Origin of the sequence: Alcanivorax quisquiliarum, assembly GCF_023051175.1 — a bacterium.
Lineage (GTDB): Bacteria > Pseudomonadota > Gammaproteobacteria > Pseudomonadales > Alcanivoracaceae > Isoalcanivorax > Isoalcanivorax quisquiliarum.
In genome coordinates this window covers 1-20,256 of the sequence record NZ_JALKII010000002.1, presented here as the reverse complement: position 1 = coordinate 20,256, position 20,256 = coordinate 1, and the positions used below count along the sequence as shown (strand labels likewise).

General features: G+C 55.9%; 9 protein-coding genes. All 9 read left to right on the top strand.

The window, feature by feature from the left end:
- Positions 1-86 precede the first annotated feature (86 nt).
- The 9 genes from MU846_RS03105 to MU846_RS03065 are packed head-to-tail and all read left to right on the top strand — an operon-like array spanning position 87 to position 20,006.
- Positions 87-3,164 (top strand): type I restriction endonuclease subunit R, encoded by a 3,078-nt coding sequence (locus MU846_RS03105; protein ID WP_246948323.1) that lies wholly within the window; start codon positions 87-89, stop codon positions 3,162-3,164.
- A complete protein-coding gene (locus MU846_RS03100) occupies positions 3,154-4,218 on the top strand; it encodes a PDDEXK nuclease domain-containing protein (protein WP_246948321.1) in 1,065 nt (354 codons plus the stop codon). The genes MU846_RS03105 and MU846_RS03100 overlap by 11 nt, the downstream gene beginning before the upstream one ends.
- Before the next feature lie 7 nt (positions 4,219-4,225).
- The gene (locus MU846_RS03095; RefSeq protein ID WP_246948320.1) at positions 4,226-5,830 is read left to right on the top strand and encodes a type I restriction-modification system subunit M; all 1,605 of its coding nucleotides are present in this window, start codon (positions 4,226-4,228) and stop codon (positions 5,828-5,830) included.
- Positions 5,827-6,951 carry a restriction endonuclease subunit S gene (locus MU846_RS14730; protein WP_246948319.1) on the top strand — a complete coding sequence of 375 codons (1,125 nt, stop codon included), beginning with the start codon at positions 5,827-5,829 and terminating at the stop codon, positions 6,949-6,951. Before MU846_RS03095 ends, MU846_RS14730 begins: the two co-directional genes overlap by 4 nt.
- A 14-nt stretch (positions 6,952-6,965) precedes the next feature.
- On the top strand, positions 6,966-7,109 hold the full coding sequence (locus MU846_RS03085; RefSeq protein WP_246948318.1) for a hypothetical protein: 144 nt from the start codon (positions 6,966-6,968) through the stop codon (positions 7,107-7,109).
- A gap of 52 nt (positions 7,110-7,161) precedes the next feature.
- Entirely contained in the window at positions 7,162-10,077 is a 2,916-nt protein-coding gene (locus tag MU846_RS03080; protein ID WP_246948317.1) for a UvrD-helicase domain-containing protein, read from the top strand.
- A gap of 44 nt (positions 10,078-10,121) precedes the next feature.
- Positions 10,122-10,304: a hypothetical protein gene (locus MU846_RS03075; protein WP_246948316.1), complete on the top strand. Its 183-nt coding sequence runs from the start codon at positions 10,122-10,124 to the stop codon at positions 10,302-10,304.
- Between the two features lie 41 nt (positions 10,305-10,345).
- Positions 10,346-13,690, top strand: coding sequence for an STY4851/ECs_5259 family protein (locus MU846_RS03070; RefSeq protein WP_246948315.1), 3,345 nt, complete (start codon positions 10,346-10,348; stop codon positions 13,688-13,690).
- On the top strand, positions 13,683-20,006 hold the full coding sequence (locus MU846_RS03065) for a DEAD/DEAH box helicase family protein (RefSeq protein WP_246948311.1): 6,324 nt from the start codon (positions 13,683-13,685) through the stop codon (positions 20,004-20,006). The genes MU846_RS03070 and MU846_RS03065 overlap by 8 nt, the downstream gene beginning before the upstream one ends.
- Positions 20,007-20,256 lie beyond the last annotated feature (250 nt).

The window sequence follows — 20,256 nt, the reverse complement described above, 5'->3', positions numbered from 1 at the left end:
CGGATTGCACCAGTAAGCCGTTGATTCATCAAATTAATTTTCTGCGAATCCAAGGTAACGATGCTGCCCATGGTGCCGAGGGGGATTTGCTTAACGCCCAGCTGGCGCTCAAGACTGCTTATCAGCTGGCCATGTACATGGCGGTCAAATACTACGGTGTACTGCAAGCCAGTATTCCCGAGTTTGTTGAGGTGCCCGATCCCACGGCCACCCTGGTGGGCCTGCAGAAGTCGGTGTCGGCCTATGAAAAGGAACTAGACCAGAAGCAGGAAGCTCTGCAGCAGGTGATTGCCGAGCTGGAGCAGCAGCGTACCCGCGGCCTGGAGAAGCTCCAGCCCCCGGCTCGCCCCGATCAGCAGAAACGCCAGCGTGAGAGCCAACAGGTTGCCGACAGCCTGCAATGGAACGAGGCCAAGACGCGGGCGCTGATGATCGACGCCATGCTGCTGCAGGCGGGTTGGGATGTCAGTAACCCGGCGCAGGTGGGCCTGGAGGTCGAAGTCGACTTTCCGGATAACCCGTCAGGCAAGGGCTACGCCGACTATGTGTTGTGGGGTGACAACGGCCAGCCACTGGCGGTGATCGAGGCCAAAAAGTCCGGCAATGTCAGCCTGCAGGCCGGCCGCGAGCAGGCCCGGCTGTATGCCGATGGGTTCGAGCGAATGGGGCTGCAGCGTCCGGTCATCTTCTACAGCAATGGCTATGAAACCTTCATCTGGGACGATGCCCAGTACAACACCTATCGACCCGTGTATGGCCTTTACAGCCAGGACAGCCTCGAATACCTGATATATCAGCGCAACTACCGCGAGAAAGAGCTGGAACGCTTCAATCCGGAACTGAGCATCGCCGACCGACCCTACCAGATTGAGGCGATCAAGACCGTTGCCGCCCACTTCCAGAATCAGCGGCGCAAGGCACTGATCATCCAGGCCACCGGCACCGGCAAAACCCGTGTCGCCATCGCCCTGGCTGAGCTGCTGCTGCGAACCGGCTGGGCCAAACGTGTGCTGTTTCTCTGTGACCGCAAAGAGCTGCGCGTGCAGGCCGATGACGCCTTCAAGCAAAACCTGCCCAGCGAGCCGCGCTGTGTGATCGGTGAAAGCGGCAAGGTCGACCAGACCGCGCGCATCTACATCGCCACCTACCCGGGCATGATGAACCGCTTTGCCCAGCTGGATGTGGGCTTCTTCGACCTGATCATCGCCGACGAAAGCCACCGCAGCATCTACAACAAGTACCGCGACCTGTTCGATTATTTCGATGCCCTTCAGGTTGGGCTGACTGCCACGCCGGTGAAATTCATCAGCCGCAACACCTTCGACATGTTCGACTGTGAAACCACCGACCCTACCTTCGAGTTCGGGCTGGATGCCGCGATCAACAATGATCCACCCTATCTTGTGCCCTTTCGGGTCAAGGATCTGACCACCGACTTCCTGCGTGACGGTATTCACTACAGTCAGCTCACAGAAGCGCAGCAGCGCCAGCTGGAGGAGGATCTTGGCGAAGAAGAGGCGCGGCAAACCACCATCGCAGGCAAGGACATCGGTCGCAAGATCTTCAGCGAAGACACCGACCGCATCATCCTCGAAAACCTGATCAACAACGGCATCAGGGACGAGACCGGCTCCCTGGTGGGCAAGACCATCATCTTCGCCCAGCGTCAGGATCATGCCGAGCACCTGGAAAAGCTGTTCTGCAAGCTCTACCCGCAATATGGCAGCAGGGTCTGCAAGGTCATTCACAACGCGATCCCCCATGTGGAGAGCCTGATCAAGGAATTCAAGAAGCCGGACAACGACTTTCGCATTGCGATCTCGGTCGACATGCTCGACACCGGCATCGACGTGCCGGAGGTGGTCAACCTGGTCTTCGCCAAACCGGTCAAGAGCTGGGTCAAGTTCTGGCAGATGATCGGCCGGGGCACCCGCCTGCGGCCCAACCTGTTTGGCCCGGGCAAACACAAGACCGAATTTTTGATCTTCGACCACTACGGCAACTTCGACTACTTCGAGCAGGAGTATCAGGAGCCGGAGGACACCGGCGGCAAATCACTGCTGCAGACCGCCTTCGAAGCGCGTCTGCAACTGGCGCAGACCGCGGTCAAGCACAATCATGCCGCCGCCTTTGATGTGGCCATCGACCTGCTGTCGGCGGATATCAACGATCTGCCGGATACCAGCATTGCGGTAAGGCGTGAGCTGCGCACCGTGCACCAGCTGCAGCAAACCTCGCAGCTGCAGGAATTCAGCGCCAGAACGCAGCATCTGCTGGAGACCGTCATTGCGCCATTGATGGCGGCCCGGGTGTTGCGCGACAAGCACGCCACTGCTTTCGATCGGCTGGTTGCTGGTATTCAGCGCTGCATGGTGGAGCAGGCCAGTTGTTTCGAGGACGGCAAGATCGAGCTACTGGCCGAGCTGGACAAGCTGGCGGTGAACATCGGCGCCGTCCGCCAGAAGGATGCCGTCATTGCAGAAGTGCGAAGCGCCGAGTTCTGGCAGCAGCCGAGCATCCACCGCCTGGAGCATACCCGCACGGAGCTGCGCGGCATCATGAAGTACCGTAGTGGCGGTGGCGGCGGAGGTCTCTACGAGACACGGAGAACGAAAACCGCGGATGGGGGCGTGAAGAGGTTCGTGCGGGAAATGCGCATCGCCGGTGCTAACGAGGCGATGCTCTATCGCCGCCGCCTCAAGGACATACTCGACGCTATGGTGGCTGGCAACCCGACACTGCAGAAAATTCACCAGGGCCAGCCCATTGCCGAGTCCGAACTGAAAACGCTCACCTCAACCATCCTGACCAGTCATCCGGGCGTCAGCCTGGAGGTGCTCAACGAGTTCTACGGCCGCACCGCCGACCAACTGCACCTCACCGTGCGGGAAATTATAGGCCTTGACCCCGAAGCCGTCGAAGAGCACTTCAAGCAGTTCCTGCACCAGCACCCGAACCTCACCGCCCAGCAGGTGCGTTTCATGAACCTGCTGAAGAACTACATAGCCCAGTACGGCAGCATTGCCGTGGACAAACTCTACGAGCCGCCGTTCGACAGTATTTCCCATGAGGGCATTGATGGCGTATTCACGCCTGATGATGTGGGTGACCTGATCGCAGTGCTCAAGCCCTTTATCAGGCAGGAGGCACAGCATGACCGATAAGGAACTGATCCAAAACGGCCTGTATCAATCCATCGCCGAAGTGATAGCCCAGGCCCGGCAACAGGTCAGGCAGGCAGTAAACCAACACATGGTGCAGGCCTACTGGCATATCGGTCGTTTGATTGTGGAGCAGGAGCAGCAAGGGCAGGAGCGTGCCGAGTACGGCAAGCAGCAGCTCAAACAGTTGTCAGAGCGCTTGCAGGCTGAGTTTGGCAAGGGGTTCGATGTGGGTAACCTGCGCAATATGCGGCAGTTCTACCTGACTTTCCCAAAACACTACACACTGCGTAGTGTTTTGAGCTGGAGCCACTATCGAACCCTGATGCGCATCGAAAACCCTGCTGCCAGACAGTGGTATGTGGATGAGGCGGCGGACGAGAACTGGAGCGTCCGCGCACTGGAGCGCCAGATCGGCACGCTGTATTATGAACGCCTGCTCGCCAGCAAGGATAAATCCATCGTCGAGCAGGAAGCACAGGATAAAACCGAACCGCTGCAGGATGATCCCAAACATTACCTGCGCGACCCTTACATCCTCGACTTTCTCAACCTGCAGGATAAAACCTGGCAGGAAAGTGACCTCGAACAGGGCATCATCTCCAACCTGCAGCAGTTCCTGCTGGAGCTGGGCAAGGGGTTTGCCTTTGTCGAACGCCAGCAGCGCATTCGCACCGACGACGGCGATTATTACATCGACCTGGTGTTCTACAACTTCCATCTCAAGTGCTTTTTGCTGATCGACCTGAAAATGCACAAGCTCACCCACCAGGACGTAGGGCAGATGGACATGTATGTGCGCATGTACGAAGAACACAAACGCCGCCCCGACGACAACCCGACCATCGGGCTGATCCTGTGCAGCGAGCGCAACAACACCGTCGCCAAATACTCCGTACTCAGCGAAAGCAAACAACTGTTCGCTTCCAAGTACCTGACGGCCTTGCCCTCTGAAGAGGAACTGGCCCGGGAACTGGAGCGCGAACGGGAAAGAGTGCTGCGCCTGAAGGAAGCAGCCGCCCGATACCAATCAGATACACCACAACAGGATAACTGAATCACCCATGCTCACTGGCAAAATCCGTAACGACATAGACAAACTCTGGGAAAAATTCTGGACCGGCGGCATCACCAACCCGCTGACCGTGATCGAACAGATCAGCTACCTGATGTTCGCCCGCATGCTCGACATGCAGGAAGACGTCGCCGAGCGCAAGGCCAACCGCACCGGCAAGGCCTTCGACCGACTGTTCCCCAATACCCCGGATGGCCAACTGCTGCGCTGGAAGAACTTCCGCAACATGAGCGGCAAGGAGCTGCATAAGCACCTCAAGAACGAGGTCTACCCGTACTTCGCCAAACTGGGTAAAAAGTCCGAGCAGACCGACGGGCTGGGAGAAGAGGGCAGCGCCCTGGAAGGCCTGGGGCATATCGGCGAATACATGGAAGATGCCGACCTGGAGATCAAGAACGAGTCGGTACTGACCTCCGCCGTGGAGATGGTCAACGACCTTCCCCTGACTCAGAGCGATGTGAAGGGCGATATCTACGAATACCTGCTGAGCAAGCTGACCACCGCCGGCATCAACGGCCAGTTCCGCACGCCCCGGCACATCATCGACGCGATGATCGAACTGATTGCCCCTCAGCCTACCGATGTTATCTGCGATCCGTCCTGCGGTACCGCAGGCTTTCTCGCCCGCACCATGGAATACCTCAATCGCCAATACTCCAGCGAGGCGGGCATCATCACCGACGAGGACGGTAACCGGCATTACACCGGTGACCTGCTGGAGCCCTACCGGGAACATATCAACAAGCACATGTTCTGGGGCTTCGACTTCGATACCACCATGCTGCGAGTGTCCAGCATGAACATGATGCTGCATGGGGTGAACGGCGCAAACACCCGCTACCAGGACACCCTGAGCAAATCGATCAAGGAAAACTACCCAGAGCAGGAAGAGAACTTCTTTGACGTGGTACTGGCCAACCCGCCGTTCAAGGGCAGCCTGGACGAAGCCAACGTCAACCCCGACGTGCTGGCGCTGGTCAAGACCAAGAAGACCGAGCTGCTGTTTGTCGCCCACATCCTGCGCTCGCTCAAGCTCGGCGGCCGCGCCGCCGTGATCGTACCCGATGGCGTACTGTTCGGCTCCTCCCGAGCCCACCAGCAACTGCGGCGGGCGCTGCTGGAACACAACCAGCTGGAAGGCATCGTCAGCCTGCCCAGCGGCGTGTTCAAACCCTACGCCGGCGTCAGTACCGCCATTCTGCTGTTTACCAAGGGCGGCAGCACCGAGCGGGTATGGTTCTACGACCTGCAGGCCGACGGCTATTCGCTGGATGACAAACGCACCGAACTGAAAGGCGAGGGCAGCAACGACCTGCCGGATGCCATTGCCCAGTGGCAAAAGTACCGGCAGATGGTTGAAAGCAACCTCAAGGCCTCCAGCATCGACACCATCTTTGGCGACAGGACCCAGAAAGCCTTTGTCGTCCCCGCCGCCGATATCGCCGCCAACAAGTACGACCTGTCCATCAACCGCTACAAGGAGGTGGTTTACGAGGAAGAGGAATACGAAGACCCGAAGGTGATACTGCAGCGGTTGAAAGCGTTGGAGCGGGAGATTATGGCGGATCTGGATGAGTTGGAGGGGATGTTGTGAGTTGGTCTACCGTGCGAGTCCAAGATATTGCTGTTGCTCATTATGGCAAGGCCCTCAAAAAAGAACACCGAGATGAGAGGGGAAGTTACAGCGTTTTCGGAAGCTCGGGGCAGGTAGGTAAGCACAGCGAGCGTGTGGTGGACTTTCCGACATTAATAATTGGGCGTAAGGGTTCTGTCGGTGAGGTCGTTTGGGCTCCAGACGGCGGTTGGGTGATTGATACTGCGTTCTATTTACAGCTGCACGATCAAGAAATTATTGATCTTCGTTATTTGTTCTACGCATTGAAACGAGCGAATTTGGCAGAGAAGACGATCACTACATCGATTCCTGGCTTGAACAGAGATGATTTGTACAGCACGCGAATCCCCCTCCCACCCCTGCCCGAACAAAAACGCATCGCCGCCATCCTCGACAAGGCCGACGCCATCCGCCGCAAACGCCAGCAAGCCATCCAGCTCGCCGACGACTTCCTCCGCGCTGTGTTTCTGGACATGTTTGGCGACCCGGTGACCAATCCGAAGGGGTGGCCGAGAGCGGCCTTACCAGATGTCGCCGAGAAATTTACAGATGGACCCTTTGGCTCAAATCTCAAATCAAGCCACTATGTAGAAGAGGGTGTTCGTGTAATTCGGCTGCAAAATATTGGCGTCGGGTCTTTGCTGGATGATGATTTGGCTTTTATATCGGAAGAGCACTATCAAAGTTTGCCCAGGAATCATTGCCAACCAGGAGATGTGATTGTTGGTACTCTCGGTGATCCCAACCTTAGAGCGTGCATAATCCCAGAGGGACTTAGCGCCGCATTGAATAAAGCTGACTGCCTTCTGTTTCGACCGTCGGATGATAAAGTTCTGGCTGAGTATATTTGCTGGCTATTAAATAACCCATCACTTGTTGAAAGTGCTGCGGGTTTGGTCAGGGGGCAGACACGTGGTCGAATTAGCTTAGGGCGTTTGAAAGAGTTGGAAATCCCAATCCCATCACTGTCGGAGCAAGAAAGATTTAGGTCAGTCGTACGAAAGTTGCTTGATGTGCAGGTAAAAATAAATTCCTCCTGTGGCGGGTTCAGTGACGCTTTTTCTTCACTAAGCCAAAAAGCATTCTCCGGCCAGCTGTAGATAAGGAAATCCCCATGCGCTTCAAGTCCGTCAAACTCACCCATTTTCGCGGCTACCGCACCACCACCTTCATTACCATCGACGAAGCCATAGCCGGCATCGTCGACCGCTATGACGATGGCCAATCGACCCGCCTTGAAGGGCTCAGGTTCGGTTGAATAGACAAGGCGCTCAGTGTGTCTTTCGCTGACACATGCTCACAGGCTGACTATGACTGCTGAATCCTCATCGATAGATGTCGCCCCGCACTGGTTGATGCGCCTGTTTGGCGCGCAAGCGGCCACCTTCACTTTGGGTGACAAAGGGTTGGAGGTCACGACCAAGAACGGTGAGAACTACCTGATCGAGGCGACGTCACTGGCTAACGAGGCCACCTTCCGCGAGGGGATCGTTTTCTCCCGTTTGGTTCTGCAAACGGACTGCGGCGAAAAGGTGTTCCCTGGCCTGCGCAAGGCTGACGGTGAGCGGCTATTTCACTGGTTGCGAGCGCACTGGTTACGCAAACTGGCCCCCGAGATAGAGCAGGTCGTCCGTAAGATCCGGGCCCTGCTGAACAAAGGCTATCCCCGCCAATCCCGGCTGGACGCAGCCAGGGTTATGGCCGAGCAAGCCCTGCAGCGTTTTCAGCGTGTGCCTGAGCCCCAGTGGTGCAGCGATGTAGATGTCACCCCATTCAAGTGGCTGGCAGCGGTTACCCGGTGGCAGCAAGCGGACTGGGAAAAGCTGCGCAAGCAATACGTCGATGGGCAGCTGGCGCGCAACAGCGCCTTCTTCGACAAGGTAGAGAGCCAGCCGCTTACCGAGCGCCAGCGCGTTGCCTGTGTCGTGGATGAGGATAACAACCTGGTGTTGGCCGGTGCCGGTACGGGCAAGACCAGCACCATGGTAGGCCGTGCAGGGTTCCTGATCGCAAGTGGGCAGGCCCGGGCAGAAGATATTCTGATGCTGGCTTTCGCCAACAAAGCGGCGAAGGAGATGCAGGAGCGCATCGATCACCGGCTGGGTAAGTGCGGTATCACCACCAGTACGTTTCACAAACTGGGTAAGACGATTATTGCCAAGGTAGAGGGCGAACAACCCTCCCTTTCACCCTTGGCGGAAGACGATAAGGCGCTGGCCTGGCAGGTGAGCCAGTGGTTCGAGCAGCATCTCAAAACCCCCGAGTACCAGCGGCTCGCGATTGATTACTTCCAGCACCACCTGTACCCGGAGGCGAACCCCTTTGAGTTCGCGTCAGAGGGGGAGTACTACGACTACATCCTTGCCAATGATATCCGCACGCTTAAAGGCGAGGCCGTTAAAAGCCTGGGTGAGTGCCTGGTGGCGAACTACTTGTTCAAGCAGGGCATCGCCTATCAGTATGAGCCTGCTTACGAGCACAAGACAGCCAGCCCCCTTTATCGCCAATACCAACCGGATTTCTATCTGCCCGAGCAGGGTATCTACATCGAGTATTACGGTATCGACCGACAGGGCGGTACCGCCCCCTATGTAGACCGCGAGCAGTACCACCAGGGTATGGCGTGGAAGCGCCAGTTGCATGCCGATAAAGGTACGCGCCTGGTGGAGCTGTACCACTATCAGTTAATGGAAGGTGGGCTGTTTGATGCCATCGACGCGCAGCTGGCCGCACTGGGTGTTCAGTACCAGGAATTGCCCCCGGAAGCGGTGCTCGAAACATTACGAGAATTTGGCGCAATCAACAGCTTTGCCGTACTGCTGGCCGATCTGCTGAAGCGCTACCGCGCTAATTGTTACGAGCAAGGGCAGGTGGAGGCTGCGATCAAGCGCGCGAAGAACCCGAAGCAGGTGGACGCTGCGCTGGCACTGCTGCGGCCCATTCTGGACGACTATCAGACCTTGTTGGATAGCGCCGGGCATATCGATTTCGATGACATGATTGGCAAGGCTATTGAGTACGTCCGCGAAGGGCGTTTCCGTAGCCCGTGGCGATATATTCTGGTGGATGAGTTCCAGGATATCTCTGAGGCGCGTGCCCGCTTGATCAGGTATCTGCGGGACTCTGTGCCGGAGTGCTCGTTATTCTGCGTGGGTGACGATTGGCAGGCTATTTACCGCTTCACCGGCAGTGATCTGAGCTTTACAACGGCATTTAGTGAACGGTTTGGCACGACCAAAGTAACGGCCCTTGATCTGACTTTCCGCTTCAATAACAGCATCAGTGATGTGGCGACGCGCTTCGTTCTGGAAAACCCGATCCAGGTCAGGAAACAGCTTAATACGCTGAAAAAGGTAAAACGCCCCGCGGTATCACTGCTCAGGGAAGACAACCGGCCAAAACACGGCACCGGGGAGCCAAGCCGGCTGGAGAAGGTCATTGCCCGCATCGCAGAAATTGCCGAGCCTGGGAGCAGTGTTTATCTGCTTGGGCGCTACGGCTTTAACTTGCCAGACAGAGGCGAACTGCGGCGACTCGCATCGAGTTTCCCTACGTTAGCGCTGGAGTGCCACACCATTCACGCTGCCAAAGGCAAAGAAGCGGATTACGTGGTGCTGCTCGGTCTGGAGACTGGCAAGCATGGTTTCCCCTCGCAGAAAACCACGCATCCGTTGCTGGAGGCATTGCTGCCGGCACAAGAGGATTTCCCTTACGCTGAGGAGCGTCGGCTGTTTTATGTGGCCCTTACTCGGGCAAGACAGCGTGCTTATCTGATCGCCGATATGGCCGTCGCGTCGGCTTTTGTTGTCGAGTTGTTGAAGAACGAATACAAGCTCGATCTGGACGAGTTCTCAACATCGCTCAGCCAGCAATTGTTGCACATGCTCAAGTGCATCAAGTGTAAGACCGGAACCATGGTGGCGAGGCAAAGCCAGTTTGGGAAGTTTTTTGGCTGCAATAAATTCCCGCTCTGCGCTCACAAGGAACGAGGATGCGGACATTGCGACTCTCAAATGCGCCGCGTTGGGCGCTTCAAGGTTTGTATTAATCCAGACTGCCAGCGTTGGGTGCCTACGTGCCCTAAATGTGGTGCGGAAATGACCCAGCGAAAGGGGCGAAATGGCGAGTTCTGGGGGTGCCGGAACTATCGGTTTGAGGGTGAGGGCTGCAGGCATACAGAAAACAGAATCGTGTTCGATTCGGGTTTGCTGGTTGCGAGTAGTTGAGAGAATCGCTTTTAGAATTAAGCGCGAATATAGGGATATACGGTATGTCGGCACAGAAATACTCGGTTAACCAACACCTGATCGAAACCCTGCTGAGCTGGGTCAAGTCTGGCGAAATCGCCATCCCGGCATTGAACACGTCTTCTGTTAACGCCCCGGCCATCTATGTATATGCTCAGCAGGCGGCGTTCAGCCAGAAAGACCTCGAACTGAAACAGCGATTTTGAGCCCGTTTGTCGGGATTAGATGCCCAGCCAAGGAAGTTGCCATGTCTCAATCCGTCTTCAAATGTTCATCATGGCTTGCTGCATTTCTGCAGCGGCGTGGGCTTCAAGCTCCTGACCAGCGGGCGCTTTACGAATACCACTGCAGCTCTGAAGAGTACCTGGAGCTGCAATATTTGCTTTCTAACCTTGGTAGCTTCGATGCGGCAGTGAGTGACACCGGAGGCTGCGCCTGCCTGGTGCTTTTTTGCTCTGAATGGTACCGGCGTCAGTATCGAGCGGATCACGGTTGGAGTTGGGAGCCGATCTGGCAGGTGTTGGGTTACAGGCTGTCCGCGATTGATTTGAGCAAAGCCATCCCGCGAGGCTTGGAAGGCTATTGGAAGCGGCCGGTGCATTCCTACGAGTCGGAGCGGCGCAACTTTCTGGGTTCGTTGTTTGCAGAGGGCGGCTTGCCTTTCCAAGTGCTGCGGGAAGAGGGTAGCCGTTTTTACACGCTGTTTAACCGCGTGCTGAAACAGAATGACCAGTGGCAGTTGATGGGGCATAGCACCCTTCAGCAGGTCGAGAAGTTGTTGGAAACAGCAAACCTTCCCCAGGTTTTTTCGTCGCCCCCATCAGTGGAGCTGATCGCGCGGATGGCCGATCAGCTGTTGGCCCTGGTGCGTGATTACAGTTTGGAGCAAGTCAGCGAGCCTGTTGCCCATCTGAATGCGCAGAACCCCAAGTGGCGTGAGCTCTTCCCCCTTCCTCTTGATAATGAGACCGGCAGCGAGTTGCTGAATGGTTTACTCAAGACAGCAACGAGTGAACGAAAGCGGCACAGCAGGGCGGCAGGGGCCTGGGCTTGCCTGCATTTCTGGCAAGAGGGGCAGCCTGACATATTGAGAGTGCAGGTGTCGTTGCCTGCAGAAGTTCGCTTTTCCTTATCAGCTACGCCTTCAACTACCCGTTTTGAACTAGCGCTTATGGAGGCCGGGCAGGTGATTGCAGCGTTGGGGCCAGGCTACGCTGTGGTTGATGGCGCGGTAGCTACAATCAGGCTGCGACAGCGTGAGGTAATGGCTAAACGCAGCGATGTATCTTCACCACTGAGTTTGGTGGCAGTAGCTGGTGGAATGGTGATTGGGGCCATCCCCATTCGGGGGAGTATCGTTGCACTGGGCGAGGTGCCAATTGGCTTTGAACCTGCCAATAACCGTTGGCAGCTGTGTGGTCAGGCCTCCTTCAGCACAGGCAGCGAGGATGTGTTGGTAGTTCTGCCACCCGAAAGCACTGTCAAGGAATTGGAGCGGGGCGAGGGTGAGGTGGGTATTTCCCCCATGCCCGGTGTCTGCTCGTGTTCTGCCATCAGAGTGCGAGGTAAGGCGCAGCTGCAGGTTGAGTGCGGGGACGCCGACAGCTACAGCATCCGTACTGGGCGCACCGTTGGGGCAGGGCTAGGGCTTGAGCTTGACGGCGTCAGATTGCCCTGGGAGGCCAGGCCGGCGCTTACCTTTGTCGGACTCCCCAAAGCAAACTGGCCGGGGACAACGGATGAGCTGCACGGGCAAGGTGGTCAGCTGTATGTTGGCGGCAAACTGGCGGGTAGCGGTGTTCTTCAAGAAATGCTCGGTTCCCAGTATCTCGCGGTGCGCAATCGCAGCAGCGACACCTTATTGCGCCGCAAAGTCGGAATACTACCTGCAGACTTTCGTATAGAGCTGCGTAGCGGGGAAAGCCCGGGGCAAGGCAGTGTGCTGGTCTACACACAGCAGCCGTGCTTGTTGCAGATCGCTGATGAGTCTATCCAGGTGCAGCAGCTCAAAGGCGACGGTCACGCAGAGCTACGCTTATCCTGCGAGGGCATTCCGCCGGTCTGTTTTCATCTGTCCATAACTCCTAATCTTCTGGCGGAGCCGATTGTCCTGGTAGTCCCTTTCCCGAGCTCAGGCTGTTTGGCTTTCGATGCCAGGGGCCTGCCGCTTAAACGTGATATTTGCGTGGAAGAATTGCTGGGTACCCGCCTATACCTTTTTGGCCGTAATGGAGCGCCCACCAAGTTCGGGCTTGAACTGACCCTCAAAGGTCATGCAGCAAAAAATGCCAGTTACAGCTGGTTCTATACTGCGGCTGAGAGACCGTTGGAGATCAGCCTGCATAGCATCCGTGAGCAGGTAATCGATCTGCTTTCCCTGCATTCGGATATCGACCAGGTTGTGGAGCTCAGGGTTTTCGGCAATCGGCAGGATGTCATTTACCGTATCCGAAGATATACCGCCGTCATGCAGCTCCAGTCAGATACTCAGACGCTGATGGCCAGTCAGTACCAGAGCGGCGGTGGTGAATTGCCAGACCCGGTATTGATGTTGTTGCATGAGCCGATGCGTAGCGGGATATCGCTGGTTCCAAGATGCACTGAAGGTGTACCTACCGGGGAGTTTGAGCTGCCAGCGTTGATTGAAAAAAATGGCCCGTGGTTGGTAGTGCCCAAATCGGGGTCAGAGGTCTCTTTCAGGCCGTTGTTTATCGCTGGAGGTTGGGAGCCTGTCCCTCAAGCTGATGACGCACAGAGCCTGCAGAAAGCGGTGTTGACGTTTGACCATGCGGCACCGATCAGTTCGTTTACTCCTGTACTGAACGCTATGGCTATCAATCCCATGCATAGTGGCTGGCAATTCATGCGGGCTTTGTATGACAGCTATGGGTATCTCCCGCTGGCCACCTTCGAGGTCTGGAAGGCGCTGATGGCTAACACCAGGGCTCTGTCGATGGCATTGTTCAAGTTCGAGATGGCACCAGCTTTTCTCGGACGGATTGAGGCCGAATTCCCGGTGTTATGGGAGTTCATGCCCGTGGCTGATATCCATATGGCTACCAGGCGGTTTGGAGGACTACTCAAATCCAGGGGGCTGGCTGACGAAGTCGCGGAGGGCCTGATCAGGAAAATGCTTTCCAGGCTATCGGAGGTCTTCCCTGCATACGGTGAAAATGTGCAGCGCTACCTCTTGGATGAAGCTGTCGGGCCTGATATCAAAGTACCTCGGGAGTTTTTCAGCGCGATTGTGCGTGATTGGTACCGCGATTTGATAAGGGACAGAAGTGACGCCACGTGGCCGGAGTTTGGTGGTTCAAAACTGAAGCGCTGGGCTTTGAGCCAGGCCGATAGCGTAATTTCTTTTACCCCGGAAATGGACTACCGGAATGCTGTGGTTTACCTCCCCGTCTTTGCTGCTGCTGTAGCCAGCGGTAATGCACTGTTTACAGATGTGTTCGAAGACAGCGGTGAAGCCGTTTTCTTTCTCCGCCAGGTCCGGGATTTCGACTCCAATTGGTTCAACTCGGTATATCAGTACTGCTTGTTGAACGCCGTTATAAATTCAGAGAAGGCAACGCCAATCCATGAGTAAGTATTTCTCCACACTTGTCGAGCAGGCCTTATCACGTACCACCGAGTCTACCCTGGGGGTACTGAGTATTACGGATGCCGGGCTGCGCGCACATTTGGGCAAGCTCATGCGGCAGGAACCCGGAAAGCCCGGCTCATTTCTCGCTACCCCCTTGTTTGAGCAGACTTTCGGCTGGGAGAGTAGCGATGTCACCATGGCTCAGCTCGCGGACCAGAATGGCTTGCTGAGCAAGGAAATTGTGAGCTCGCTGGACAGCAAAGCGAATGGTCGTTATCGCTTTGGGGCAGACTGGAAGCCTTTCACTCACCAGCTGGCCAGTTGGCGCTCCTTGCTGGAAAAGAAGCACTCCGTAGTGGTTACCAGCGGTACTGGTTCAGGTAAAACTGAGTGCTTCATGGTGCCAGTGCTTGATGATCTTTATCGCGAATACCAGCGCGCAGGAAGCCAGCCGCTGGTGGGCGTAAGGGCATTGTTCCTCTACCCGCTGAACGCACTGATCAACTCACAGCGTGAACGTCTGGATGCCTGGACCCGGAGTTTTGGTTCTGGCATCCGCTACTGTCTGTATAACGGTAATACGGAGGAGTTGAAAGCTAAGAAGAAGACCGAACAGCAGCAAAGGCCGAACGAAATTCGGACTCGTGAATTGATGCGCGAGCAACCCGCGCCCATTCTTGTAACCAACGGCACCATGCTCGAGTACATGATGGTGCGTCAGGTTGATGCGCCCATTGTGCAGATTTCCCGCCAACAGAAATCCCTGCGCTGGATTGTGCTGGATGAAGCGCATACCTATATGGGGTCGCAAGCAGCCGAACTTGCGCTGCAGCTACGCAGGGTAATGACCTCTTTTGGAGTGACTCCTGATGACGTCAGGTTTGTGGCGACCTCCGCAACAATTGCTGGCGAGGATGCGGCAGAGCAGCTGAAGCAGTTTCTGTCCGACCTGTCTGGCGTACCGGTGGAGCGGATTGATGTTTGGGGTGGCCGTCGCGTCGTCCCAGACTTGAGCGCTTGTCAGAAGAAAACGATTACTTTGGAAGAGCTGGAGGTTATGGAAGCGTCTGATCAGGATGACGCTGAGATTCATCCTGCTCGTTATGAGGCGTTGATCCACTCTCCAGAAGCACGGGCACTGAGAGACTTAGTGGTAAAGACTCCCCGACCATTGAAGCTGACTGAAATGACTACCCAGCTGAATAATGTTGGGGGTTGGTCGTATACCCAGGATGAGATTTTGCGCTGGCTGGATCTTTGTTCAGGGACGCGGCCGAGCAAGAGCGCCCCCGCCTTCCTGAAACTGCGAGCGCATTTCTTTCAGCGCACCATGCACGGTCTCTGGGCTTGCTTCAATCAAGGCTGCACTGCAAAGCAGGACACCCCCTTACGGGATAACTGGCCTTTCGGTTATGTGTATGTCAGTCATCGACAGGTCTGCTCATGCGGTAGCCCGGTTTTTGAGCTGGTGTTCTGTAATGATTGTAATGAGCCACATCTGTTGGCGCGGGATAAGGGCGGGAAGCTGGTTCAATGGGACAGCTCGGGCGGAGATGAGTTTTCCCTGCAGTCCGAAACAGTAAACGATGAAGACCTCAGCGTTGGGTCAGATGACCTGTCTCTGAGCAGTACACCGTTAGTGATAGGCACTGAGTATGCAGCCAGTGAAGGATACAGCCGTCACAATGTCGACATATACACCGGAGCATTCGAGATTTCGTCTGGTGCCAGCGTCAGGCTTGGAGTGAGTGACCAGTCGGTCTCATGTAGCCGAAAAAGTTGTGGCTACAGCGGCTTCCATGGGGCATTCCCATTCCGGCGAGCAATGCTTGGAGGCCCGTTTTATGTAGCCAATGCTGTTCCCACGGTTTTGGAGTACTGCCAGGACTACGAGGGCGATGAGGAGTTGCCCAGCTATGGGAGACAGTCTCTGCCGGGCAGGGGACGCAGACTCATTACCTTTACTGATAGCCGGCAGGGCACGGCGCGCATGTCGGTCCGCATGCAGCAGGAAGCGGAACGCAGCAGGCTGCGAGGGCTGGTGGTGCAAGCATTGAGCTGGAATCAGAGAAGCCACGGAGCCCAGCCCAATGTTCCGAGCGACCTTAAACCGGAGCTTATTGAAAAGCTTATCGCCGAAGCGAATCAGCAGGTTGCGATTTATCGTGACCTTGGGCTGCTGGGTGAAGCCAAGGCTGAAGAGGACAAGGTAAAACGGTTGTCTGCAGTGCTTGCCTCTGCCACCGGCGCGCCGGCTGCGCCTAACTTGATTTCTATGACTTGGTCACAGCTGGTTGAGGACCTCAAGCAGCGTGAAGATCTTAAAGGGTCCATGCTGCTTGCCAACAAGTATCAAAAGCCAGAAATTTTCAAAGACTCCGACGGGCCGCACAAACTGGCTGAAATGCTGCTGTTCCGTGAATTCATGCGGCGGCCGAAACGGCAGAACAGTTTGGAAACCCAGGGGCTGGTGAAGGTCGACTATCTGGGGCTGGATAAGGTTCAGGAGTCGCCGAGCCACTGGGAGAGTAAAGAGCTGACGCTTGGGGATTGGCGCGATTTTCTCAAGGTTGCTTTGGACTTTTATGTCCGTGAGAACACTTTTATCCAGATGAACGAGGGCTGGAAGGACTGGATAGGCAGCCGTTTTTCCACGAAAACCTTGCGTAACCCGGAATCCAAAGAAGCTGACGAAAGTCGAGTAAAGCGTTGGCCTCAGATACGGAAAGGTAACTACTCCCAGCGCTTGATCAAACTGTTGCTGTTAGGTGCCGATCTTAACCCCGAAAATACCGCTGATGTTGATTTGGTTAACGCCTGGCTGAAGGCAGCCTGGTCACAGTTGACGAAGCCTGGAGCAGCGTTGAAACCGGATGGTAACCAGTTTGCCTTGCCTAGGGAGCACATGCGGTTCTCCCTGGTAGATCGCGCCTATGTTTGCCCGAATACAAATAAGTTACTGGATACAACGTTCAAGGGGTTTACGCCCTACCTGCCAACCCGCATCGACTTTTCTGAGCTTACGGACGAGCAGCGTAAGAGCTTGCTGGCCGAACCGATTGCGATGCCTGAGGTGTGGCGGTTTGATAGCTCACAGGAAGACGCTATCGCTGGGCTGACGAAAATAAGAGATCAGGTCTCGAAGGATCCCAGAATCGTTGAGCTGCGTGCCAGGAATCTGTGGACAGATATTAACGACAGGGCAGTGGAAGGTGGGTTCTATTACCGTACCGCGGAGCATTCGGCTCAGCAGTCCTCAGAGCGACTCGGTTCCTACGAAGACATGTTCAAGAAGGGACAGATCAATGTCCTTAATTGCTCTACCACGATGGAAATGGGTGTGGATATCGGCGGTATTTCTGCTGTCGTCATGAATAATGTGCCGCCGCACCCGGCCAATTACCTGCAGCGCGCGGGGCGCGCTGGGCGTAGTAAGGAGTCCCGAGCGCTGGCCTATACGCTATGCAAAAATAATCCCCATGACCAGCAGGTGTTTGCCAATCCAAGCTGGCCTTTCGAGACGGTGATTCCGGCGCCTGCGGTTGCGTTGAATTCCAGCCGGCTGGTGCAAAGGCACGTCAACTCGCTGCTGCTGGCAGACTTTCTGTGCAATGTGGTGGGGCCAACCCAGACCGAGAAGACCAGTCTCAATGCCCAGTGGTTTTATGGTGATGACAGTGGGCCTTCCCAATGCGATCGCTTTATGGAACTGCTGGGACTGGCTGTTACCAGCATTGATGAGGCGCTTCTCTTGCTGGTGAAAGGAACCGCTTTGGCGGGGGTAGCACCTGATCAGCTGCGGCGGCGTGCGATGGAGGAGTTGAGGCGACTACAGCAGCGTTGGCTGGAGAACTACCGTTATCTGCAGAACGAAGAACAACAGGCCAAATCAAATAGCCCATATCTGAAGCGGTTACAGATCGAGAAGGCTCGTCATTGCAAAGAGTACCTGTTGAGGGACCTGGCTGCCCGCTCCTGGCTGCCGGGATACGGATTCCCCACAGATGTCGTCAATTTCGATAATTTCACCATAGAAGACTATCTACGCGAGAAGGACGGTGCCGGTAAGGATAAGCGTGACCGTGAAGATAACGTGTCACGTTACAAGGGGCTGCCGTCACGCAACCTGGCTATCGCTATCCGGGAGTACGCGCCGGGTGCTGAGATCGTGTTGGATGGGCGGGTTTTTCGCTCTGCTGGGGTCTCACTGCACTGGCACAACCTGAACGCTGATTCCAAAGAGGCGCAGAAGATGGATCTGGCCTGGCGTTGTGGCGTGTGTGGCGAGCTGGGGTATGAGGATAGCCTTATAGGCACGGATGAGTTGTTGTGTACCAATAACGAATGCAATGCACCGATCACGCTCTCCAATACCCGCAGGGTTCTGCGGCCAGCTGGCTTCGTTACCGACGCTTATCAGCCGGCATCCAATAACATCAATCACCAGAAATTTATCCCGGTTGAATCGGCTTGGGTCTTTGTAAAGGCGGACAAGACGCCATTGCCTAACCCGGCCTTGGGGATGATGGCGTATGGGCCAGAGGGTCAGGTATTCCACCACAGCTCCGGGGAGCACGGCGCTGGCTTTGCGTTATGTATGACTTGCGGCCGAGCAGACTCAATGTTGGCGAAGGACGAGTTTCCGGTTGAGCTGTCGCCATCAGGTCAGCATTATCCTCCCCGCCCAGGAAAAGAGGATAAGGACCAAAACAACAAGAGGCTGCCCTGTCAGGGGAGCGGTAGCATCATAGGCAACATCAGCCTGGGAGCTAAATCGTTTACTGATGTATTTGAATTGATGTTACGTCACCCCGTAAGCGGCGAATATATTGCCGATACCAGATCGGGTATCACTATCGCGACGACCCTGGCCGTTGCCTTGCGACAGGCTCTTGCAGAAATACTGGGTGTGTCGGCTTCTGAGCTCGGCTATTCGACCAGGCCCAGCAAGCTGGAGAACGGTAAGGCCATCAGAATAATCCAGCTTTATGATGTGATCAGTGGCGGGGCCGGCTTTGCTTCAAGTGCACCGTTGCATGTAGAACGGCTTTTAAAACTGATGGTAAGCAAGCTGAGCTGCAAGCATTGCGAAACGGGCTGCAGCGAATGTCTGCTGGACTCCCAAACACGGTACGACCACGACACACTGGATCGACAGGGTGCTCTGGAATGGCTTGGTAGCGAGTTTGAGCATTATGTGGGTCTGGCAGATGCCGACAAGCTCTCGCTGGCGGATGGCCAATATGAACCAGGGAGCCTTGAGAATGTGTTGCGCCGGCTGATCAATGAAGGGGCGATGCGGCTGACGCTGTTTGCTTCCGGTGAGATCGCTGATTGGGATATGGACGCACCTCAATTTCGCCGTGCACTTCAGAACTACGTCCTCGTTGATAAGGTGGCGGTTGATCTCGTGGTGCCCCCGGGAATTACTGATGAACATGTTCTTCAGGACCTTTCGAGCCTGGCATTGCTGGGAGTGAATGTCGGGTACCGCAACACTCCGCACAATGACTCTATCGCCGGCCAGGTCCTGAAAGGTGGCGTACTTCATACCTTGGCGACCCGCAGCAGAGTAGCGACGGTGCCGGGAGCATACTGGCATCAAAGTGATGAGCTGGTTGTGCGTTCTAAAGTAGAGCCCGCCTTGGCATGGGAACGCATGAACCTTGCCTCCGCTCCAGAGGTTGGAGCCAAGGATTTGCAGATCCACGATGAACTCAACGGCTCATTATTGCGATTCGGTGAGCGGTTCTGGGATTTGGTGTCGGAGCACAATTCACAAATAGCAGAGCTCTTGGACGCGGAACGAATCAAGAAGCTCGTTTATTCTGATCGTTATATCCAGAACCCGGCAGTTGTCACCATTCTGGGGTCGCTGCTGATGCATCTGAAGGGGCGTTTGGTGGATGATGCTGCGGTTCAGGTCAAGACGCTGTTCAAGGCAGGCCGGTCGCAGGGGCAGAAAGCGTACGACGATTGGGTTAACCAAGAGGATTTTGAATTTTTTGCCCGCAAGTGGTTGTCGGCGATGGTCGACAAGAACGTTGATCTCCGTGTAGAAACATCAAACCGGGACATTCCGCACCACCGCAAGCTGCTTCTGGAATTCGAGAGCGGTAAGTGTCTGAAAGTTCGCTTCGATCAGGGCGTAGCCTATTGGCGTGTGCGCTTCGGCTCTCACCGGGATATGTGGTTCGACTTCGACCGCTCTGTTGAAGACCAGGTCATGCAGATGGCTGCTGTGATCGACGCAGCTCAGGTGTATAACTCGGAGCGGAAGTGGGCTACGGATGTGCTGGTGGAGTTGCAGCAGGGGTGACAGTTTTGAGTGGTCATCGCTTGCAAAGGCGGTTTTGCCGAAGCGCAGCTTTGGCCCGGTTTTGCGCCACGAGCCTACCGGCGAGTGGCCGGCAATCCAGGGTGCACAAAAGACAAAGGCCGCGTTAGCGGCCTTGATCCTTGAAATGGCGCACCCGACTGGGCATAAACCGGGGTTTTGCCGAAGCGCAGCTTTGGCCCGGTTTTGCGCCACGAGCCTACCGGCGAGTGGCCGGCAATCCAGGGTGCAC

What these genes read in the sequence shown, in the direction of transcription:
- MU846_RS03070 (WP_246948315.1), top strand. Translation starts at nt 10,346, where the DNA reads ATGTCTCAATCCGTCTTCAAATGTTCATCATGGCTTGCTGCATTTCTG.
- MU846_RS03085 (WP_246948318.1), top strand. Translation starts at nt 6,966, where the DNA reads ATGCGCTTCAAGTCCGTCAAACTCACCCATTTTCGCGGCTACCGCACC.
- MU846_RS03065 (WP_246948311.1), top strand. Translation starts at nt 13,683, where the DNA reads ATGAGTAAGTATTTCTCCACACTTGTCGAGCAGGCCTTATCACGTACC.
- MU846_RS03100 (WP_246948321.1), top strand. Translation starts at nt 3,154, where the DNA reads ATGACCGATAAGGAACTGATCCAAAACGGCCTGTATCAATCCATCGCC.
- MU846_RS03075 (WP_246948316.1), top strand. Translation starts at nt 10,122, where the DNA reads ATGTCGGCACAGAAATACTCGGTTAACCAACACCTGATCGAAACCCTG.
- MU846_RS03080 (WP_246948317.1), top strand. Translation starts at nt 7,162, where the DNA reads ATGACTGCTGAATCCTCATCGATAGATGTCGCCCCGCACTGGTTGATG.
- MU846_RS03095 (WP_246948320.1), top strand. Translation starts at nt 4,226, where the DNA reads ATGCTCACTGGCAAAATCCGTAACGACATAGACAAACTCTGGGAAAAA.